Genomic DNA, 18,254 nt, shown 5'->3' on the forward strand with positions numbered 1-18,254 from the left:
GACATGGGCGACAGGGGGGGGAGTGATGAATCTGAACGCGAACGCGAATGGTCTGGCCGGCCTGCGAGTCATGGTGATCGATGACTCCAAGACCATCCGTCGCACGGCAGAGACCCTGCTGAAGAAAGAGGGCTGCGACGTGTTGACCGCGGTGGACGGCTTCGAGGCCCTGGCCAAGATCGCCGACCAGAAGCCCGCCATCATCTTTGTCGACATCATGATGCCGCGCCTGGACGGCTACCAGACCTGCGCGCTGATCAAGAACAATCCGCAGTTCCGCGCCACCCCGGTGATCATGCTCAGCTCCAAGGACGGCCTGTTCGACAAGGCGCGCGGACGCGTCGTGGGCGCGGAGCAGTACCTCACCAAGCCATTCACGCGCGACGAGTTGCTCGGCGCCATCCATCACCATGTCAGTACGGTATCCAGCCGCTGACCACGGATTCTCGGGGGAACCTGTGGCCAACATTCTCATCATCGACGACTCGCCGACCGACGTGCGCGTGCTCACCACGCTGCTCGAACGGGCGGGTCATCAGGTGGCCTCCGTCGGCAACGCCGAGGAGGGCATCGAGCGGGTGCGCAGCGCACCGCCCGCGCTGGTCATCATGGACGTCATCATGCCCGGCATGAACGGCTTCCAGGCCACCCGCACGCTCACCCGCGATCCGGCTACCGCCGAGGTGCCGATCGTGATGATCACCACCAAGGCGATGGAAACCGACCGCGTCTGGGGGCTGCGCCAGGGCGCGCGCGCCTTCATCACCAAGCCGGTGAACGAGGGCGAGCTGCTCGCCTGCATCAACCAGCTGCTGGCGAGCGCGGCATGAACGCGCCGTCCGGCCTCACGCCGTTCGAGATCCTGGCCCGCTATGAGCGGCTCTCCCTGGCGCATGCCTCGGATACCCGCGAACGGATGGATGCGCCGGGCCTTTGGCGCGGCATCGGCTACCGCGTGGGGCCGCGCCTGCTGGTCAGCGAGATCGGCGAGATCAACGAGCTGCTGGCGATGCCGCCGCTCACCGTGGTGCCCGGCACCCGGCCCTGGCTGCTCGGCGTGGCCAACGTGCGCGGCAACCTGATGCCGGTGGTGGACTTCGGCCGCTTCCTGTTCGACGAACGCACGCCGCTGAGCGATCGCGCACGCCTGCTGGTGGTGCGCCAGGGCGGCGGCAGCGTGGCGCTGCTGGTCGACGAGGTGTACGGCCAGCGTACGGTGGACGAGGAGCAGCGGCGCGCGGCAGAGCAGGAGGACGACCCGCGGCTGACGCGTTTCGCCGAGCAGCGGGTGGGCGAGGGAGCGCAGCAGATGGCGATTTTCAGCATGAGCCGGCTGGTGCGGGCGCCCGATTTCCGCCAGGCCGCGGCCTGACGTCGCGGCGACCGCATGCAGCAGGTCCGGTGCCGTCGTGGGCCGGAAACTCCAGGGTGGCAGGTCTTTGGATCCGTTCCCGTCCACGGTGGCGAGGCCGATCCGGCGAAGTAGACGGATGAGGTGAACATGAGCACTACAGGGGGCGTCGGCAAGGAGCGTGGGAATACCGCACTCATTGTCCTGTTGCTGGTCGCGATCGGCTTTGCGGCACTGGATTTCTGGCAGCTCAACGTGAAGAACGGCGAGGACCGCCAGGCGGTCGCGTTGACCACGCAGATCCAGGTGCTGTCGCAGCAGACCGCGAAATTCGCGTTGGAATCGTCCGACGGCAACGCCGATTCGTTCAAGGAGCTAGAGAGCACCCGCAACGCGATCGACTCGGCGGTGCGCCGGCTGGACAAGGGTGACCCGGCCACCGGCATGCACCCCTATGCCGACAACAACGCCTCGCCCGTGGGCCGCGCGGCCAGCGCGCTGGACGGCGCCTGGAAGCAGCTGGACGACGACATCGGCAAGATCCTGCAGAACAAGGCCGTGGTGCTCGACTCCGGCCAGCGCGCGGGCACCGTGTCGCAGCAGATGCCGTTGCTCAACTCCAGCATGGACCAGGTGGTCAACATCCTGCAGCAGCGCAACGGCAGCGCCGAACAGATGCTGGGCACCTCGCGCCAGATGCTGTCGGCCGACCGTATCATCCGCCGCGTGCAGGAAGTGCTGCAGGGCGGCGACAACGCCCAGGCCGCCGCCGACGGCTTGCAGCGCGATGCCCAGCTGTACGGCAGCGTGCTGCAGGGCCTGATCGAGGGCAACCCGGGCAGCGGCGTGCGGCCGATCGGCGACGCCAACGCCCGCAAGATCCTCACCGGCATGCAAGGCGACTGGGGCAAGCTGGCCGACCCGCTGTCGAAGCTGGTGGCCGCTTCCGGCAACCTCGCCGCGGTGAAGCAGGCCGGCAACAAGGCCTCGCTGGATTCGCAATCGGTGCTGCTGCGCGCGAACGACCTCGCCGACCAGGTCGGCAAGCTGCCGCTGCGCCGCCTGTTCCCGAACGTGTGGTGGGGCTTGCTGGCCGCGATCGGCGCGGTGGCGTTCGCCCTGCTGCTGGTGGTCAGCCTGGTGCGCGACCAGCGCCGCCGCTTCGCCGAATCCACCTCGCTCAACCAGCGCAACCAGGAGGCGATCATGCGCCTGCTGGACGAGATGGGCGCGCTGGCCGAAGGCGACCTGACGGTGAAGACCACGGTGACCGAGGAGATCACCGGCGCGATCGCCGACTCGGTGAACTACGCCATCGACGAGTTGCGCACCCTGGTGACCACGATCAACGAGACCTCCGAGCAGGTCTCCTCGTCGGCACAGGAAACCCAGACCACCGCGCGCCACCTGGCCGACGCGGCCGAGCAGCAGGCGCAGCAGATCAGCACTGCGACCAGCGCGATCAACGAGATCGCCAGCTCGATGGACCACGTGTCGAAGAACTCCGCCGAATCGGCCGACGTGGCCGAGCGCTCGGTGCAGATCGCCTCGCACGGCGCCGAAGTGGTGCGCGAGACGATCTCCGGCATGGACTCGATCCGCGACCAGATCCAGGAAACCTCCAAGCGCATCAAGCGGCTGGGCGAGTCCTCGCAGGAAATCGGCTCGATCGTGGAACTGATCAACGACATCGCCGAGCAGACCAACATCCTGGCCTTGAACGCGGCGATCCAGGCGGCCTCGGCCGGCGAGGCGGGCCGGGGCTTCGCGGTGGTGGCGGACGAAGTGCAGCGACTGGCCGAACGCTCGACCAGTGCGACGAAACGTATCGAAACCCTGGTGCAGACGATTCAGTCCGATACCAACGAAGCGGTGAACTCGATGGAGCAGACCACCGCCGAAGTGGTGGCTGGTGCGCGCAAGGCGGAAGACGCCGGCAGCGCGCTGGGTGACATCGAACGCGTGTCGCACGACCTGTCCGCGCTGATTCAGAACATCTCCAGCGCGGCGCGTCAGCAGTCGGCGGCGGCGACGGACATTTCGCAATCGATGAACGCCATCCGGGAGATCACCTCGCAGACCTCGCAGGGCGCTAGCCGCACCGCCGATTCGATCGGTACCCTGGCGCAGCTGGCCAGCGATCTGCGGCGTTCCGTGGCCCACTTCAAGCTGCCGGGTTGACGGACTGGCAGCGACACTTACCGACTGAGGGCAGTCTCGATGGTGGCGTGGCGGCACGCGGCGCAACCGCTGAGAGAGGCGCATGAGACTTCAAGACCACATTGATTTCACCACCTTGCAGTGGGTCCGGCCCGAGCTGGAGCAGACGCTGTCGGACGCCCGCGAGTCGCTGGAGTCCTACGTCGACAACCCCGGGCGGGACGACGCCATGCGCGCCTGCGTCGGCAGCCTGCATCAGGTGCAGGGCACGCTGCGGATGGTCGAACTGCCCGGTCCGGCGATGGTGGCGGCAGAGATGGAAGCGCTCGCCATCGCGCTGCTGGACGGCCGCGTCGCGCAGCGCGAGGAAGCCTATACCGCGCTGATGCGCGGCATGATGCAGTTGCCCGACTATCTCGAACGCCTCGCCGGCGGCCACCGCGACGTGCCGGTGGTGCTGCTGCCGCTGCTGAACGATCTGCGTGCCAGTTACGGCCAGGAGGCCTTGTCCGAATCGGCGCTGTTCCGCCCCAACCTCGACGCGTTCCTGCCTACCCAGGCGCCTGCTGCGATGAGCGAGGCGCAAGCCGCAGCACGCCGCGGCGAGCTGGTCGAGTTGCGCCTGCAGTTCCAGCAGTACATGCTCGTCTGGTTCCGCGGCCAGTCGCAGGCGCAGCCGCTGGCCGGCATGCGCAAGGCGCTGCTGGCGATCGCCGCGCGCTGCTTCCACGTGCACGGGCGGCGCCTGTGGTGGATCACCGCCGGCGTGGTGGAAGGGCTGGAACACGGCATGCTCGGCGCGCATACCACCGAGCTGCGCCAGCTCATCGGCAGGGCGGACCGCCATATCCGCCAGTTGATCGACCAGGGCGAGGACAGCCTGCGCGGCGGCGAAGCCGACGAGCTGTGCAACCGCCTGCTCTACATCGTGGCGCAGTCGCGTCAGCACAGCTCGCACATGGAGCTGCTGCGCCGTACCTACGCGCTGGACAACCTGCTGCCCGACGCCGACGAGCTGGAACACGCCCGCGGCTCGATGGCCGGACACAACCGCGCCCTGCTCGACTCGGTCGCGCGCGCGCTGAAGGACGACCTGCTGCGCGTGAAGGAAGCGCTCGACCTGTTCCAGCGCCAGCCCGATGCCGATCCGGCCTCGCTGGCGCCGCAGTGCGAGTTGCTGGGGCGCGTGGGCGACACTTTGGGCATGCTGGCGCTGTCCGTGCCGCGCCGGGTGGTCGAGGAGCAGCGGCGCGTGCTCGACGAGATCGTCAACCGGATGCGCACCGCCGACGAGGACATCCTGCTCGACGTGGCCGGCGCGCTGCTGTACGTGGAAGCCTCGCTGGACGACCACATCGAGAGCCTCGGTGCGGGTGAAGAGCCGCCGCCGCACGACGCGACAGTGGCGCCGGGGCTGCCGCGCAGCGAAGCGCAAGGCATCCTCAGCACGGTGATGCAGGAAGCGATCCACAACACCGAGAAGGTGAAGGAGGCCATCGTCGCCTTCGTCGAATCCGGTTGGGATCACGCCGGACTGGTCGCCGCACCGGGCCAGATGAACGAGGTCGCCGGCGCCGCGCGCATGCTGTCCGCCGAACGCCCGGCCGAACTGGCCGAGGGCATCGGCCGCTTCATCCACAATGAGTTGCTGGCTGACCGCCGCGTGCCGAGCAGCACGCAGATGGATCACCTGGCCGACGCGCTGGCCGCGCTGGAGTACTACCTGGAGGCGGCGCGCGAGCATCGCGGCGGCCTGGCCCACATCATCGATGTGGCCGAGCACAGCCTCAGCCAGCTCGGCTACTGGCCGCTGCCGGCCGAACGGCCGCTGCCGGAGGCGCCGGCCGAGGCGCCGGTGTCCGATGCGCGGGACCACAGCGACGAGGCTCTGTCCGAGTCGGTCAGCCTGTATACCGGCAGCGATGCCAGCCATTTGTTCGTCGCGCCGGAAACGCCGCGCGAAACGCCGGCGCACGATGTCGACGGCCTGCGCTACGTGCAGACCGAACCCACTGCGCCGCCGCTTGCCGCCGATGCGGCCGACGACGCCGACTGGGTCGAGATCGAGGAGGAGATCGAGGAGCAAGTGCCGGCGCACGACGCGCTGGCCGGCGCGTTCCGCTTCGACCACCAGGCCGAAGGCATTGACGACGACATCCGCGAGATCTTCCTGGAGGAAATGCAGGAGGAGATCGCCAACCTGCGCGGCGGCGAAAGCATCTGGCTGGCCGACACCGCGCAGTTGGCCGCGCTGACCCCGATCCGCCGCTCCTTCCACACCCTCAAGGGTTCCGGCCGGCTGGTCGGCATCCCGGCGCTGGGCGAGTTCGCCTGGAAGGTGGAGGACATGCTCAACCGCGTGCTCGATCACACGATCGAGCCGCACGAGGGCGTGCAGGCGCTGGTGCGCCATGCCATCGACGCGCTGCCGCAGCTGCTGGCCTCGCTCAAGGGCGAGGGCACGCCGCATGCGCCGGTCGAGGCGATCATGCAGACCGCCAGCCGGCTTGCCGCCGGGGATGCATCCGCGCGGATCGAGGATCACGCGCCGCTCGCGCTGGAAACCGTGCGCCGCACCGTGCGCCGCCGCGTGCCGCGGTTCGACGACGCGGCCGCCGCGATTCCGTCCGCCGGCTTCACCGACGCCCACAGCGTCGCCGCGCCGGAACCGGCCGAACCGCCGATGTCGCTGGCTATCTCGCCGCTGCCGTCGGTCGATCCGGTGCTGCTGGAGATCCTGCGCAGCGAGGTCGCGCAGTACCTGCAGGCCATCCGTACGGCTATCCAGCGCAGCAGCGGCGACCTGCCGGTGGGCGAGGATCTGCTGCGCGCCGTGCATACCTTGCATGGCGCGATCGCGATGGTCGAGATCCCGCTGCTCACCCAGCTGCTGTCGCCGCTGGAGAGCCTGCTCAAGCGCGTGCGCCATGCGGGGCTGCCGCTGCCGGTGGAGGGCGTGCGCCTGCTCGACCGTTCGGCCGATGTGGTCGACCACACGATGGCCCAGTTCGACGTGGCCATGCCGCAGCTGCCTAGCGTCGACCTGCTGACCACCCAATTGACCGAGATGCGCGACCGCTATCCGGAGTCGCAGGTGGCGCACGTCGCTTCCGAGACCCATGCGGAGGCCCCGGTCGAGACCGCACAGCCTGCGGCCGAATCCGCGGAGCATGCAGTCGACACGACGCCGGCGGCACCTGCCGCAGGCGATCACGAAGCCATCGCGGCGCTGCCGGAAGATGGCGCGCACGACGATTACGCCAGCGAGCTGATGGCCGCGCTCGGCGCCTTCGAGCCGGGTGCATCGGTCCCGGCCGATCATGCGGCAGCCGATCGCGAGGCCGCCGAGCGTGCCGAGGCCGAACGCGCCGAGACCGAGCGTGCCGAAGCCGAGCGTGCCGAAGCCGAACGTCACGCCCGCGAGGCCGCCGAACAGGAAGCGGCCGAGCGTGCCGCCGCCGAGCAAGCGGCACAGGCGAAGGCCGAGCAGGAGCAGGCAGAACGCGAGCAAGCCGAGCGCGAGCAGGCCGAAAAGGAACGCGTCGAGCAGGAGCGTGCCGAGCAGGCACGGCTGGCGCAGGAGCGCGCTGCCCGCGAAGCCGCCGAGGCGCAGATGCGCGCGGCGGCGGAGAAGGCGGCGGCCGAGCAGCGCGCCGCGGAGGCTGCGGCGGCGGAGCAGGCCAGGCAAGCTGCGGAGCGCGAAGCCGAGGCGGCCCGCCCTGTCGCGGAAGTCGTCCCTGCCGCATCCGTCGCATCCGTCGCCGAGGCGGTGGCAGCGGATACGGGCCTGCCCATCGATGCCGACCTGCTGGAGATCTTCGTCGAGGAGGCGCGCGAGATTCTCGACCACGCCGACGGCGTGCTGGCGCAATGGCATGCCGAGCCGGCCGCGACGGCCGGTCACCTGCCCGAACTGCAGCGCGACCTGCACACGCTCAAGGGCGGTGCGCGCATCGCCGGGCTGATGTCCGTGGGCGACCTCGCGCACGCCATCGAAACGCTACTGGAAAAGCCGGTGGCCGACGCCGCCCAGGCGATTCCGCTGATCGGCGTGCTGGAGACCGGTTTCGACCAGCTGCACACCATGGTGCAGCAGGTGTCGCAGGGGCAGGTGCCGGCCTATCCGCAGTCCGCGATCGACCATCTGTTGGCGCTGGCCGGCGAGCAGCAGTTCGCCGACGATGCGGCCTTGGCCGCCCGCGTGGCACCGGTCGCCCCGGTCGTTCCCGCGGTGCCGCTGCCGGACCTGCTGCCGGCCGAACAAGGTGCCGAAGCGACTTCGGCGCAGGAGCAGATCCGCGTACGCGCCGAACTGCTCGACAACCTGGTGAACCATGCCGGCGAGGTGGCGATCTATCGCTCGCGCCTGGAGCAGCAGGTATCCGGCTACCGCTTCAACCTGGTCGAACTGGATCAGACCGTGCAGCGTCTGCGCAGCCAGCTGCGCATGCTGGAGATCGAGACCGAGGCGCAGATCATCGCGCGCTTCCAGCGCGAGCACCGCGAGGCCGGCAGTACCACCGTGTTCGATCCGCTCGAGCTCGACCGTTTCTCGCAGCTGCAGCAGTACTCGCGTGCGCTGGCCGAGTCGGTATCCGACTTGGTGTCGATCCAGGGCATGCTGGACGAACTGACCCGCCAGGCCGAGACCTTGCTGATCCAGCAGTCGCGCGTCAGCACCGAGCTGCAGGACGGCTTGCTGCGCACGCGCATGCTGCCGTTCGACACCATGGTGCCGAACCTGCGCCGCACCCTGCGCCAGGCCGCGCAGGAGCAGGGCAAGAGCGCACAGCTGTACGTGGATGGCGCCCACGGCGAAATGGACCGTAACCTGCTTGACCGCATCAAGGCGCCGTTCGAGCACATGCTGCGCAACGCCGTGGCGCACGGTATCGAGTCGCCGGCCGAGCGGCGCAAGGCCGGCAAGCCCGAAGAAGGCGCGGTGCGCATCCGCGTGACGCGCGAAGCCACCGAGGTGGTGGTGCGCGTCAGCGACGACGGCCGCGGCCTCGACCGCGAGGCGGTCCGCCAGCGCGCGATCGAGCGTGGCCTGCTGCCCAAGGGCGCCAAGCCCGGCGACGACCAGCTGCTCGCGCTGATCACCCAGCCCGGCTTCTCCACCGCCAGCACGGTTACCCAACTGGCCGGTCGCGGCGTGGGCATGGACGTGGTGGCGAACGAGATCAAGCAGCTCGGCGGTTCGCTGGCGATCGAGTCGCAGCCGGGGCAGGGCACCACTTTCGTGCTGCGCCTGCCGTTCACGCTCGCGGTGACCCAGGCGATCCTGGTGCGCATCGGCGAGAGCAATTTCGCGATTCCGATGACCTCGGTGCAGGGCGTGGCGCGGATCAGCCCCGACGAGCTGGCTGCGCGTCTGGCCGAGCACGATCCGGAGTTCGCCTACAGCGGCGAGCAGTACGGCATCCACGATCTGGCCGAGTTGCTCGGTCTGCCGCCCGGCGTGGTGCCGGAGGGCGAACAGCCACCGCTGCTGCTGACCCGCGCCGGCGACCTGCGCGCGGCGATTCGCATCGATGCGGTGCTGGGTTCGCGCGAGATCGTGGTGAAGTCGGTCGGTCCGCAGGTGAGTTCGGTGCCCGGCGTGCTGGGCGCCACCATCATGGGCGACGGCTCGGTGCTGGTGATTCTCGACCTCGCGCCGCTGGTCCGCCACGGCATCGTGCGGCGCGAGCAGCGTCTGGCCGATGGCCTCGGCGTGGTCGAGCTGCCGATCATCGAGGAGCAGCGCACGCGGCCGCTGGTGATGGTGGTGGACGATTCGATCACCATGCGCAAGGTCACCGGCCGCGTGCTGGAGCGCCACGAGTACGAAGTGAGCACGGCAAAGGACGGCGTCGACGCGCTGGAGAAGCTGCACGAGCGCGTGCCCGACCTGATGCTGCTGGATATCGAGATGCCGCGCATGGATGGCTACGAGCTCGCCACGCACATGAAGGCCGACCCGCGCCTGCGCAACGTGCCGATCATCATGATCACCTCGCGCACCGGCGAGAAGCACCGCCAGCGCGCGTTCGACATCGGCGTGGACCGCTATCTCGGCAAGCCGTACCAGGAGGCCGAACTGCTGTCGCAGATCGGCGAAGTGCTGGAACAGCACGCGGTGGCGCAGCTTGCGCAGGAGCCGGACCATGGCTGAAGCGCGGCCTTCGGTGGCGCTGCTGTTCGACGACGCCGAGCTGGGCGGCCACCTGCGCCAGGTGTTGCAGGAACACGGCGCGCATATCGTGCACGAAGGCACCGTCGCGAGCTTCGACGCCGACTTGCAGCGGCAGCTCGACCCCGACGTGCTGGTGGTGAACCTGGACGACGAGGACGACGAGGCTTTCGATCGCCTGGCCGACATGATCGGGGGCGAGCGTCCGCGCCTGGTGTTCAACGACGCCCGTGCCAGCCGTGAGCTTGGCGGCTGGGACCGTGCGCGCTGGGCCCGCCACCTGGCGGTCAAAGTGCTTGCCGATGGCGACGTGGATCCGCCGCGTCCGGCGGATGCGCTGGTGGTGGAGACGGTGCCGGCAGCGGCAGGCATGCTGGCCGACGAGCCGGCTGCCGCGTTCCATGCCGAGCCGGCGATCCATGAGCCGATGGCGCCGGAGCCGGATGGCTACGATGCGCCGGAACTCGTCGAGAGTCAGGTGCACGACGATGGGCACGAGGCGGAGAGTCGTGCCGCTTCGGACGATCTGGAGGCGGAACTGGCCGCGTTGCTCGCCGGCAGCGATCCGCTGCCGGAAGAGGATGTCGCCGCCGCGCCGCGCCAGGAGCTGCCGCTGCACGACGGCGAATTCAGTCTCGCGATGGCCGCCGACGAGTTGCACGTGGCGCCCCCGGTCGCCATGGCGTCGCCGGTCCTGTCGCCAAGGGCGCCGGCGGCGCCCGACAGCTGGGCGCTGGTCGACGATGACACCCCTGTCCATACCGGCGCGGCGGATGCCGAAGACGTCGAATTCGGCGTCGAGAAGCTGAGCGCCGCCGATTTCCTCGCACCAGATGTCGAGGCGGCGGAGCCCGAGTTCCAGCCGACGATGAGCCTGGAACTGGTGTCGATGGAAGAGGCTGTGGCGCCGCAGGCGTGGGAGCCGAACGAGATGCTGCTGGACGATCTCGGCAGCGTGCCCAGCCGCGTGGTGCTGCTGGGGGCCGCCGCCGACGGCCTGGATTCGGTGTGCGACTTCCTGGCGATCCTGCCGGCCAGTTCGCGCTTGACCATCTTGCTCACCCAGCACTTCGGCGGCCGGCCGGCCGGCGCCGTGCTGCAGCGGCTGTCGACCCATGCCAGCATGCCGGTGCGGCTGGCCGCGCACGGCAGTCGCGCGCGTAGCGGCGAGGTGCTGTTGGTGCCGGTCGAAGGTCCGGTGCAGATGCGCCGCGACGGCAGCGTCGAAGTGCGCAACGCCGACAGCGCGCAGGAGCCCTCGATCGATGCCAGCTTCACCATGGCGGCGAACGTGTTCGGGCGCGACGCGCTCGGCATCGTGTTCGCCGGCCGTTCCACCGATGCGGTGGCCGGCGCGCAGGCGATCCACGACCGCGGCGGCCAGGTGTGGGTGGAAGCTTCCGACGGCGAACACTTCGCCGATATGGTCAGCGGCATTTTCGCCGAGCGGTTGGTGAGTTATTCCGGGACGCTGCATGAACTGGCGGCGCGCCTGATCGAGGTCTATCCATGAGCGACGTTTTGCCCCGCGAAATCCGCTGCGTACTGGTGCCGGCCGGCAACCTGCGCATGCTGCTGCCCAACGCCACCGTGGCCGAGGTGATCACCCAGCCTGCCCATGAGACCGTGGACGGCGCGCCCGACTGGTTGCTCGGCCGCATCACCTGGCGCGGCTGGCGCGTGCCGCTGGTCTCGTTCGCACGGCTTGCCGGCGCGGGTGAGGGCGACGCCGAGCTGACCGTGCGCGTGGCCGTGCTGAAGGCGCTGGGCGGCCATCCGAAGCTGCCTTTCATTGCCGTGCTCACCCAGGGTTTCCCGCGCCTGACCACGCTGAACGCCGAGCTGATCATTCCCACCCACGACGGCAACGAACTGCCGCCGGGCGTGCGCGCACAGGTGCTGGTGCGCGACGACGTGGCGGTGATTCCCGACCTGGAAGGCATCGAGGCGGAGCTGGTGCAGTTGCTGGCGCTGGACAAGCCGGATGAGCACGACGAACAGGATGCGCTGGACGGCGCGGCGTGATGGAGCGTCATCGCGCCCGCCTCGCGAGCGTGCTGTTCGTGCTGGCCGGAGTGATGCAGTTGCTTGCCGCGATGCTCGGCCACCAGCCCGCTTTTTATGGCACGGCTGTAGCGTTTGCCGGTGTCGCGATCGTGTTCTGGACGCGGGCGCGGAAGTAACCGCGCCGCCGCCGATCAGAAATCTCCGTGCAAGACCTGCAGTGCGGCCACCGCCGCCAGCCCCGCCGTCTCCGTGCGCAGGATGCGCGGCCCCAGCCGCAGGCCGGTAAAGCCGGACTCGCCCAATAGCGCCACGTCGCGTTCGCCCAAGCCGCCTTCCGGGCCCACCACCAGCAACGCGCCGGCGTCGGCAGCACGCAGCTCGCGTACGGAAACGGCGGCTTCCGGCAGCAGCGCCAGCCGCATGGCCGCATCGCCATCCAGCGATGCCAGCCAGACCGGCAAGGTCTGTGCGGGAAGAATCTCGGGCAGACGGGCCCGGCCGCATTGCTCGCAGGCGCTGGCCGCCACGGCGCGCCAGTGCGCCAGGCGTTTCTCCGCGCGGGCGGCATCCAGCTTCACCTCCGCGCGCTCGGTGAGCAGCGGCACGATGCGCGCCACGCCCAGCTCGGTGGCCTTCTGCACGATCAGGTCCATCTTCTCGCCGCGCGCCACGCCCTGCGCCAGGGTGAGGCGCAGCGGCGATTCGCGGTCCACGACTTGCTGATCCTGCACGCGCACCAGCACTTCACGCTTGCCGACGCTGGTTATCGTGGCGGTGTAGTCGCTGCCATCGCCGTTGAACAGCGTCAGTGGGTCGCCTGCGGCAAGGCGCAGCACGCGCGCCACGTGTTCGCCAGCCTGAGCCGGCAAGACCGTTTCGATCCCGGCGGCCAACGGCAGATCGACATGGATGCGGATGGTGCGCATATCAGAGCCTGCTCCTGTTACATCACGGCCCGTTCGATGCCGGACGTGGCCACCTCGACCAAGTGGTCGATTTCCGCCTCGCTCACCACATAGGGCGGCATGAAGTAGACCACGTTGCCCAGCGGACGCAGCAGCGCTTCGTGCTGCAGGCCGTGCAGGTAGACGCGCAGGCCGCGCCGCTCGCCGGCCGGGAAGGGGCGGCGCGTGGCTTTGTCCGCGACCAGTTCCACCGCGGCGATCATGCCGGTCTGGCGCACGTCGGCCACGTGCGGGTGGGCGCGCAACGGTTCCAGGCGGCGGGCGAGATGGGCCGCCAGAACGCGGTTGCGTTCCAGCACCGGCTCGTCGCGGAAGATCGCCAGTGTTTCCAGCGCCGCGCGGCAGGCCAGCGGGTTGCCGGTGTAGCTGTGCGAGTGCAGGAAGGCCTTGCCGGCGCTGTACTCGGCGTAGAAGGCCTCGTACATCGCGTTCGTGGTCAGCACCGCCGAGAGCGGCAGCGTGCCGCCGGTGAGTCCCTTGGACAGGCACATGAAGTCGGGCGAGACTTTTGCCTGCTCGCAGGCGAACAGCGTGCCAGTACGGCCGAAACCCACCGCGATCTCGTCGGCGATGAAGTGCACGCCGAAGGCATCGCACAGCTGGCGCAGGCCGGCGAGATAGTCGGGGTGGTACATGCGCATGCCGCCGGCGCATTGCACCAGGGGCTCCACGATCACCGCGCAGGTCTCGTGCGCGTGGCGCTCCAGCAGCGCACGCAACTCGCCCAGCCGGCGTGCGGCGACCTGGGCAGGCGCCTCGCCCGGTTCGCCCTCGTAAGCATCGGGCGAAGGCGCCAGGACCGGGGTGAGCAGCAGCGGCGCGTAGGTCTTGCGGTACAGCGTCACGTCGCTCACCGACAATGCGCCCAGTGTCTCGCCGTGATAACTGCCGGTGAGCGCGATGAAGCGGGTCTTCTCGCCGTGGCCCTGGTTGAGCCAGTAGTGGAAGCTCATCTTCAGCGCCACTTCGATCGCCGCCGAACCATTGTCGGCGAAGAACACCTTCTCCAGCCCCGGCGGCGCCAGCCGCACCAGTTGTTCGGCCAGTTCGATCGCGGGCGGGTGGGTGAAGCCGGCGAAGATCACATGCTCCAGTGTCCGTGCCTGCTCGGCCAGGGCGGCGGCGATGCGCGGATTGGCGTGGCCGAACAGGTTGGTCCACCACGAGCTGATGCCGTCGAGGTAGCGCCGGCCTTCGGCGTCGACCAGCCAGGCCCCTTCGCCGCGCACGATCGGCAGCAGGGGAATGCTCTCGTGGTCGTGCATCTGGGTGCAGGGATGCCAGATGTGTTTCAGGTCGCGCGCGGCGAGCGCGGCGTTGCGATCGGTGGGGTTCGTCATCCGGGTATGATCGACGTGCGCCGATGCGCGCTCAAGTGCGCACGCAACTCCCCGGAAAGCCCGTTTGAAAATCCTGAGGAAAATCCTGCCGGCCGCGGCCGTGTTGCTGCTGGCCGCCGCGGCCCTGCTGTGGTGGCTGCCGGCGAGCTGGGCCTTGCCGCTGCTGCAGCCCCCGCTGCACGGGCTGCGCCTGCAGCAGGTGGGCGGCACGCTGTGGGACGGCCGCGCCGGGCAGGTGCTGGCACCGGACGGCCGCGCGCTGGGCCGGTTGCAGTGGCAGTTGTCGCATCGCGCCCTGTTTGGACAGGTCGGGTTGCAGGTCGATTTCGACGGGCCGCAATTCGGCTTCCGCGGGTATATGCAGAAATTGCCCGCAGGCCAGGTGGCGTGGAGTGCCTTGCGTGCCCGGGTGGAGCTGTCGGCGCTGGCCGACCCGCACCTGCGCCTGCCGCTGGGCCAGCCGCAGGGCGAACTCGCCTTGCATGCCGAACATGCGCTGTTGCAAGGCGGCTGGCCGCTGGAGATGCAGGCCGGATTGCAGTGGCGACAAGCCGCGATGCACACGAAAAACGGCGACGTGGCACTGGGCGATCTGCATGGGCAACTCGTCGCGCAGGGCGGCGTGATCCATGCACAATGGCAGGACGACGGCCAAGGGCCGCTGCACACCACCGGCGATCTGCAATTGAGTCCGTTGGGCTGGCGCCTCGTGGCCGGGTTGCAGCCGCGGCAGGACGATCCTGCGTTGCGGCGCTGGCTCGCTGCGCTGGGCAGGCCCGACGCCGATGGCGCGGTGCACGTCGAACGCAGCGGCGGACTGGCCGCCACATCCATCATGGGGAAAACCGCACGATGAACGCCGAAACCCTCGCGTCGGCCCTGACCGCCGCCCGCGAAGCCGCCGCCGCCGCCGCCGAGGTGATCCTGCATTACTGGAAACGCGGCGTGGACGTGGAGATCAAGCGGGACGCCACGCCGGTGACGATCGCCGACCGCGAGGCCGAGCAGGCGATCCGCAAGCTGCTGCACGCGGCATTGCCGGAGGCTTCGATCTACGGCGAGGAATACGGCCTCGACGGCGCGCGCGATGGCCTGCTGTGGCTGGTCGATCCGCTGGACGGCACCAAGAGCTTCGTGCGGCGCACGCCGTTCTTCTCCACCCAGATCGCGCTGATGGACCGCGGCGAACTGGTGCTGGGCGTGTCCAGTGCGCCGGTCTACGGCGAAACGATGTGGGCCAGCGCCGCTGGCGGCACCTGGTTCGAAGGCGTGCGCGTGCGCGTGGCCGATACGGACGACATGGCGCAGGCGTCGATCTCCACCGGCAACGTCAAGACGCTCACCACGGATGCCCGTTGGGCAGCGCTGGGCGCCATGATCCGCGACAGCAACCGCATCCGCGGCTACGGCGACTTCTGCCATTACCACCTGCTGGCGCGCGGTGCGCTGGACCTGGTGATCGAGTCGGACGTGAACATCCTCGACGTCGCCGCGCTGGCGGTGATCGTGCGCGAGGCCGGCGGCGTGTTCACCGACCTGGATGGCCAGGCGCCGACACTGGACACGCGCAGCGTGCTGGCCGGCACGCCGGCGATCCACGCCGAGGCACTGCGGCGGTTTTCTCCTGGCCATGGTGGAGTGGCGTGACGGTGGAATCCACGATGGCCCTCCTGATGGTCCTGCTGGGGGCGAGCCCGACGCTGCTGGCCGCGCTGATCGGTGGCGCGGCGGCCCTGGTGTACTGGCAGCGCGCGCCACGATCGGCCCTGCTGGTGCTGATGGCCTGCCTCGTGCAACTTGGGCTGACGTTGTTCGGCGTCTGGCTGCAGGGCTGGTGGTTGCCGGCGTCCAGGGAGGCGGGCGGCACGATGGTCCATATCGCGCAACTCATGGGTATCTGGGGCGTGTGCAGCAACCTCTTGCACGGCGCGGTGATCGGGCTGCTGGCGTGGGCGGCATTTGCCCAGCGCCCGAAGGCGCCAGCCGTTCCGCCGCCCATGGTTTGAGCCACGCTACAATCGACCGATGCCCAAGCCTCCCATCATCCACGCTACGCGCGACATCGAACACAGCCGCTTCCTGCGCGTCGAGCAGGTCGACCTGGAATTCTCCAACGGTGAGCGCCGCACCTACGAGCGGATGAAACCCGGCGGCCTCGGCGCGGTGATCATCGTGCCGATGCTGGACGAGTCCACGGTGCTGCTGGTGCGCGAATACGGCGTGGGCCTGGACCGCTACGAGCTGGGCCTGCCCAAGGGCCGGCTGGACCAGGACGAGACTGCCGAGCAGGGCGCCAACCGCGAGCTGAAGGAAGAGATCGGCTACGGCGCGCGCAAGCTGAAGATCCTGCACAACCTGTCGCTGTCGCCGTCTTACATGACTCACATGGCGCACGTGGTGCTGGCGCAGGATCTCTATCCCGAGCGCCTGCCCGGCGACGAGCCCGAACCGCTCGAAGTGGTGCCGTGGAAACTCGCCGAGCTGCATAACCTGGTGGCGCGCGACGATGTCACCGAGGGGCGCTCGATTGCCGCGCTGTTCATGGCGCGCGAATACCTTGCTGGCCGGATGCACTTGTCGTGAACGCACCCTTCGAACATTCCCTGTTGCTGCAGGTCGGCACGCTGGCGCGCCTCGCGGGCGAGGCCATCCTGGAGGTCTATCGCCAGGACTTCGACGTCGAATTGAAGGACGATCGTTCGCCGCTCACCGCCGCCGACCTTGCCGCGCAGAAAGTGATCGCCGAGGGCCTGGCACGCATCGAGCCCGCGCTGCCGCTGGTTTCCGAAGAGGCCAGCCAGGTGTCCTGGGAGCAGCGCCGCGCGTGGACGCGGCATTGGCTGGTCGATCCGCTCGACGGCACCCGCGAGTTCGTCAAGCGCAACGGCGAGTTCACCGTCAACATCGCGCTGATCGATCATCACCAACCCGTGCTCGGCGTGGTGCTGGCGCCGGTCACCGGCGAGCTGTTTGCCGCCGCGCGCGGCGTCGGCGCGTGGTGGCAGGCGGAACAGGGCGGCGACTGGGAACGCATCAATACGCGCGCGCTGGCACAACCGGCCATCGCGGCTGGCAGCCGCTCGCACGGCGGCGCGCAGGAAGAGACCTTGCGCCGCCTGGTCGGCGAAGACTACCTGCTCAAGCCGCTCGGGTCCTCGCTGAAGTTCTGCCTGCTCGCGCGCGGCGGCGCGGACGTCTATCTGCGCCGCGGCCCCACCAGCGAGTGGGACACCGCCGCCGCGCAATGCGTGCTGGAGGAAGCCGGCGGCGCCGTGCTCGACCTGCATGGCAAGCCGCTGCGCTACGACCGCGGCGAGTCGCTGCTCAATCCCGAGTTCATCGCGGTGGGCGACGCCGGCCTCGACTGGCCCGCCAAGCTGCGCGACGCCGGCCTGCCATGAGCGGTGCCGGTCGCCACAGCCTCGACGACTTGCTGGCGATCATGGCACGGCTGCGCGATCCCGAACGCGGCTGCCCGTGGGATGTGCAGCAGGACTTCGCCAGCATCGCGCCCTACACCATCGAGGAGGCCTACGAGGTGGCCGACGCGATCGATCGCGGCGATTTCGATGACCTGCGCGAAGAGCTGGGCGACCTGCTGCTGCAGGTGGTGTTCCATGCACAGATGGCGGCCGAGCAGGGGCGCTTCGATTTCGCCGACGTGGCGCACGCGATCAGTACCAAGATGATCCGCCGCCATCCGCACGTGTTCGGCGAGGTGCGCTACGAGAACCTTGATGCGCAGAAGCAGGCCTGGGAGGAACTCAAGGCCGCCGAACGCGCCACCAAGGGCGGGGCGCACGATGCCAGCGCGCTGGCCGGCATCTCGCACGGCCTGCCGGAGTGGAAGCGCGCCGCCAAGCTGCAGCAACGCGCTGCCACCGTGGGTTTCGACTGGCCCGACCACCGCCCGGTGCTGGACAAGCTGGCCGAGGAGATCGGCGAGGTGCGCGCCGAGTTCGAGGCGGGCGCCGATCCGGCGCGGCTGGAGGACGAGATCGGCGACGTGCTGTTCGTGGTGGCGAACCTCGCCCGCCACGCCGGCGTGGATTTCTCGCGTGCGCTGCGTCACGCCAACACGAAGTTCGAACGGCGTTTCCGCCGCATGGAGCAGTTGGCCGCCGACGCGGGCAGCACGCTTGCCGCGCACGACCTGCCGGCGCAGGAGCGCCTGTGGCAGCGCGCCAAGCAAGACGCGTAAATCTTTGCGATCGTCCCTGATCGCGAAGGTCGAACGGGCGGCCATGCACGGCCGC

Annotated in this window: 16 protein-coding genes; 14 read left to right on the forward strand and 2 right to left on the reverse strand. The window is 69.3% G+C overall.

Annotated elements, in window-relative coordinates; genetic code table 11:
* The first annotated feature begins 25 nt into the window (after positions 1-25).
* The 8 genes from ISP14_RS07895 (at position 26) to ISP14_RS07930 (ending at position 11,869) form a co-directional block, all read left to right on the forward strand.
* The gene (locus ISP14_RS07895) at positions 26-436 is read left to right on the forward strand and encodes a response regulator (protein WP_367844349.1); all 411 of its coding nucleotides are present in this window, start codon (positions 26-28) and stop codon (positions 434-436) included.
* A gap of 22 nt (positions 437-458) precedes the next feature.
* Positions 459-830, forward strand: coding sequence for a response regulator (locus tag ISP14_RS07900; protein ID WP_404537897.1), 372 nt, complete (start codon positions 459-461; stop codon positions 828-830).
* The gene (locus ISP14_RS07905; protein WP_404537899.1) at positions 827-1,372 is read left to right on the forward strand and encodes a chemotaxis protein CheW; all 546 of its coding nucleotides are present in this window, start codon (positions 827-829) and stop codon (positions 1,370-1,372) included. Before ISP14_RS07900 ends, ISP14_RS07905 begins: the two co-directional genes overlap by 4 nt.
* 129 nt (positions 1,373-1,501) lie before the next feature.
* Positions 1,502-3,532, forward strand: coding sequence for a methyl-accepting chemotaxis protein (locus tag ISP14_RS07910; RefSeq protein ID WP_404537901.1), 2,031 nt, complete (start codon positions 1,502-1,504; stop codon positions 3,530-3,532).
* An 82-nt stretch (positions 3,533-3,614) separates the two neighbouring features.
* A complete protein-coding gene (locus ISP14_RS07915) occupies positions 3,615-9,668 on the forward strand; it encodes an Hpt domain-containing protein (protein ID WP_404537902.1) in 6,054 nt (2,017 codons plus the stop codon).
* Positions 9,661-11,199 carry a chemotaxis protein CheB gene (locus ISP14_RS07920; protein ID WP_404537904.1) on the forward strand — a complete coding sequence of 513 codons (1,539 nt, stop codon included), beginning with the start codon at positions 9,661-9,663 and terminating at the stop codon, positions 11,197-11,199. Before ISP14_RS07915 ends, ISP14_RS07920 begins: the two co-directional genes overlap by 8 nt.
* Positions 11,196-11,711 carry a chemotaxis protein CheW gene (locus ISP14_RS07925; protein WP_404537906.1) on the forward strand — a complete coding sequence of 172 codons (516 nt, stop codon included), beginning with the start codon at positions 11,196-11,198 and terminating at the stop codon, positions 11,709-11,711. The genes ISP14_RS07920 and ISP14_RS07925 overlap by 4 nt, the downstream gene beginning before the upstream one ends.
* Positions 11,711-11,869, forward strand: coding sequence for a hypothetical protein (locus tag ISP14_RS07930; protein ID WP_404537908.1), 159 nt, complete (start codon positions 11,711-11,713; stop codon positions 11,867-11,869). The genes ISP14_RS07925 and ISP14_RS07930 overlap by 1 nt, the downstream gene beginning before the upstream one ends.
* A gap of 15 nt (positions 11,870-11,884) precedes the next feature.
* Here the strand turns inward: ISP14_RS07930 and ISP14_RS07935 are convergent, their stop codons facing one another.
* Entirely contained in the window at positions 11,885-12,619 is a 735-nt protein-coding gene (locus ISP14_RS07935) for a 16S rRNA (uracil(1498)-N(3))-methyltransferase (protein ID WP_404537910.1), read from the reverse strand.
* A 17-nt stretch (positions 12,620-12,636) separates the two neighbouring features.
* Positions 12,637-13,998, reverse strand: a complete 1,362-nt coding sequence (locus ISP14_RS07940; protein WP_404537912.1) for an adenosylmethionine--8-amino-7-oxononanoate transaminase — start codon at positions 13,996-13,998, stop codon at positions 12,637-12,639.
* A 64-nt stretch (positions 13,999-14,062) separates the two neighbouring features.
* Here ISP14_RS07940 and ISP14_RS07945 point away from each other — a divergent pair, with 64 nt between their 5' ends.
* From ISP14_RS07945 to mazG, 6 genes are read left to right on the forward strand one after another with little or no spacing between them, the layout of a single operon-like run.
* Positions 14,063-14,854, forward strand: coding sequence for a type II secretion system protein N (locus tag ISP14_RS07945; protein ID WP_404537914.1), 792 nt, complete (start codon positions 14,063-14,065; stop codon positions 14,852-14,854).
* Complete coding sequence (locus ISP14_RS07950) at positions 14,851-15,645, forward strand: inositol monophosphatase family protein (RefSeq protein WP_404537915.1); 795 nt, start codon at positions 14,851-14,853, stop codon at positions 15,643-15,645. The genes ISP14_RS07945 and ISP14_RS07950 overlap by 4 nt, the downstream gene beginning before the upstream one ends.
* Positions 15,646-15,659: 14 nt before the next feature.
* Positions 15,660-16,004, forward strand: a complete 345-nt coding sequence (locus tag ISP14_RS07955) for a hypothetical protein (RefSeq protein ID WP_404537917.1) — start codon at positions 15,660-15,662, stop codon at positions 16,002-16,004.
* Positions 16,005-16,023: 19 nt separating this feature from the next.
* A complete protein-coding gene (nudE, locus tag ISP14_RS07960; RefSeq protein WP_404537919.1) occupies positions 16,024-16,581 on the forward strand; it encodes an ADP compounds hydrolase NudE in 558 nt (185 codons plus the stop codon).
* Positions 16,578-17,399: a 3'(2'),5'-bisphosphate nucleotidase CysQ gene (gene cysQ, locus ISP14_RS07965; protein ID WP_404537921.1), complete on the forward strand. Its 822-nt coding sequence runs from the start codon at positions 16,578-16,580 to the stop codon at positions 17,397-17,399. Before nudE ends, cysQ begins: the two co-directional genes overlap by 4 nt.
* Positions 17,396-18,199: a nucleoside triphosphate pyrophosphohydrolase gene (gene mazG, locus ISP14_RS07970; RefSeq protein WP_404537923.1), complete on the forward strand. Its 804-nt coding sequence runs from the start codon at positions 17,396-17,398 to the stop codon at positions 18,197-18,199. Before cysQ ends, mazG begins: the two co-directional genes overlap by 4 nt.
* The last annotated feature ends 55 nt before the right edge of the window (positions 18,200-18,254 follow it).

This window comes from Dyella agri (assembly GCF_044904705.1).
In the GTDB taxonomy this organism is placed as follows: domain Bacteria; phylum Pseudomonadota; class Gammaproteobacteria; order Xanthomonadales; family Rhodanobacteraceae; genus Rhodanobacter_A; species Rhodanobacter_A agri.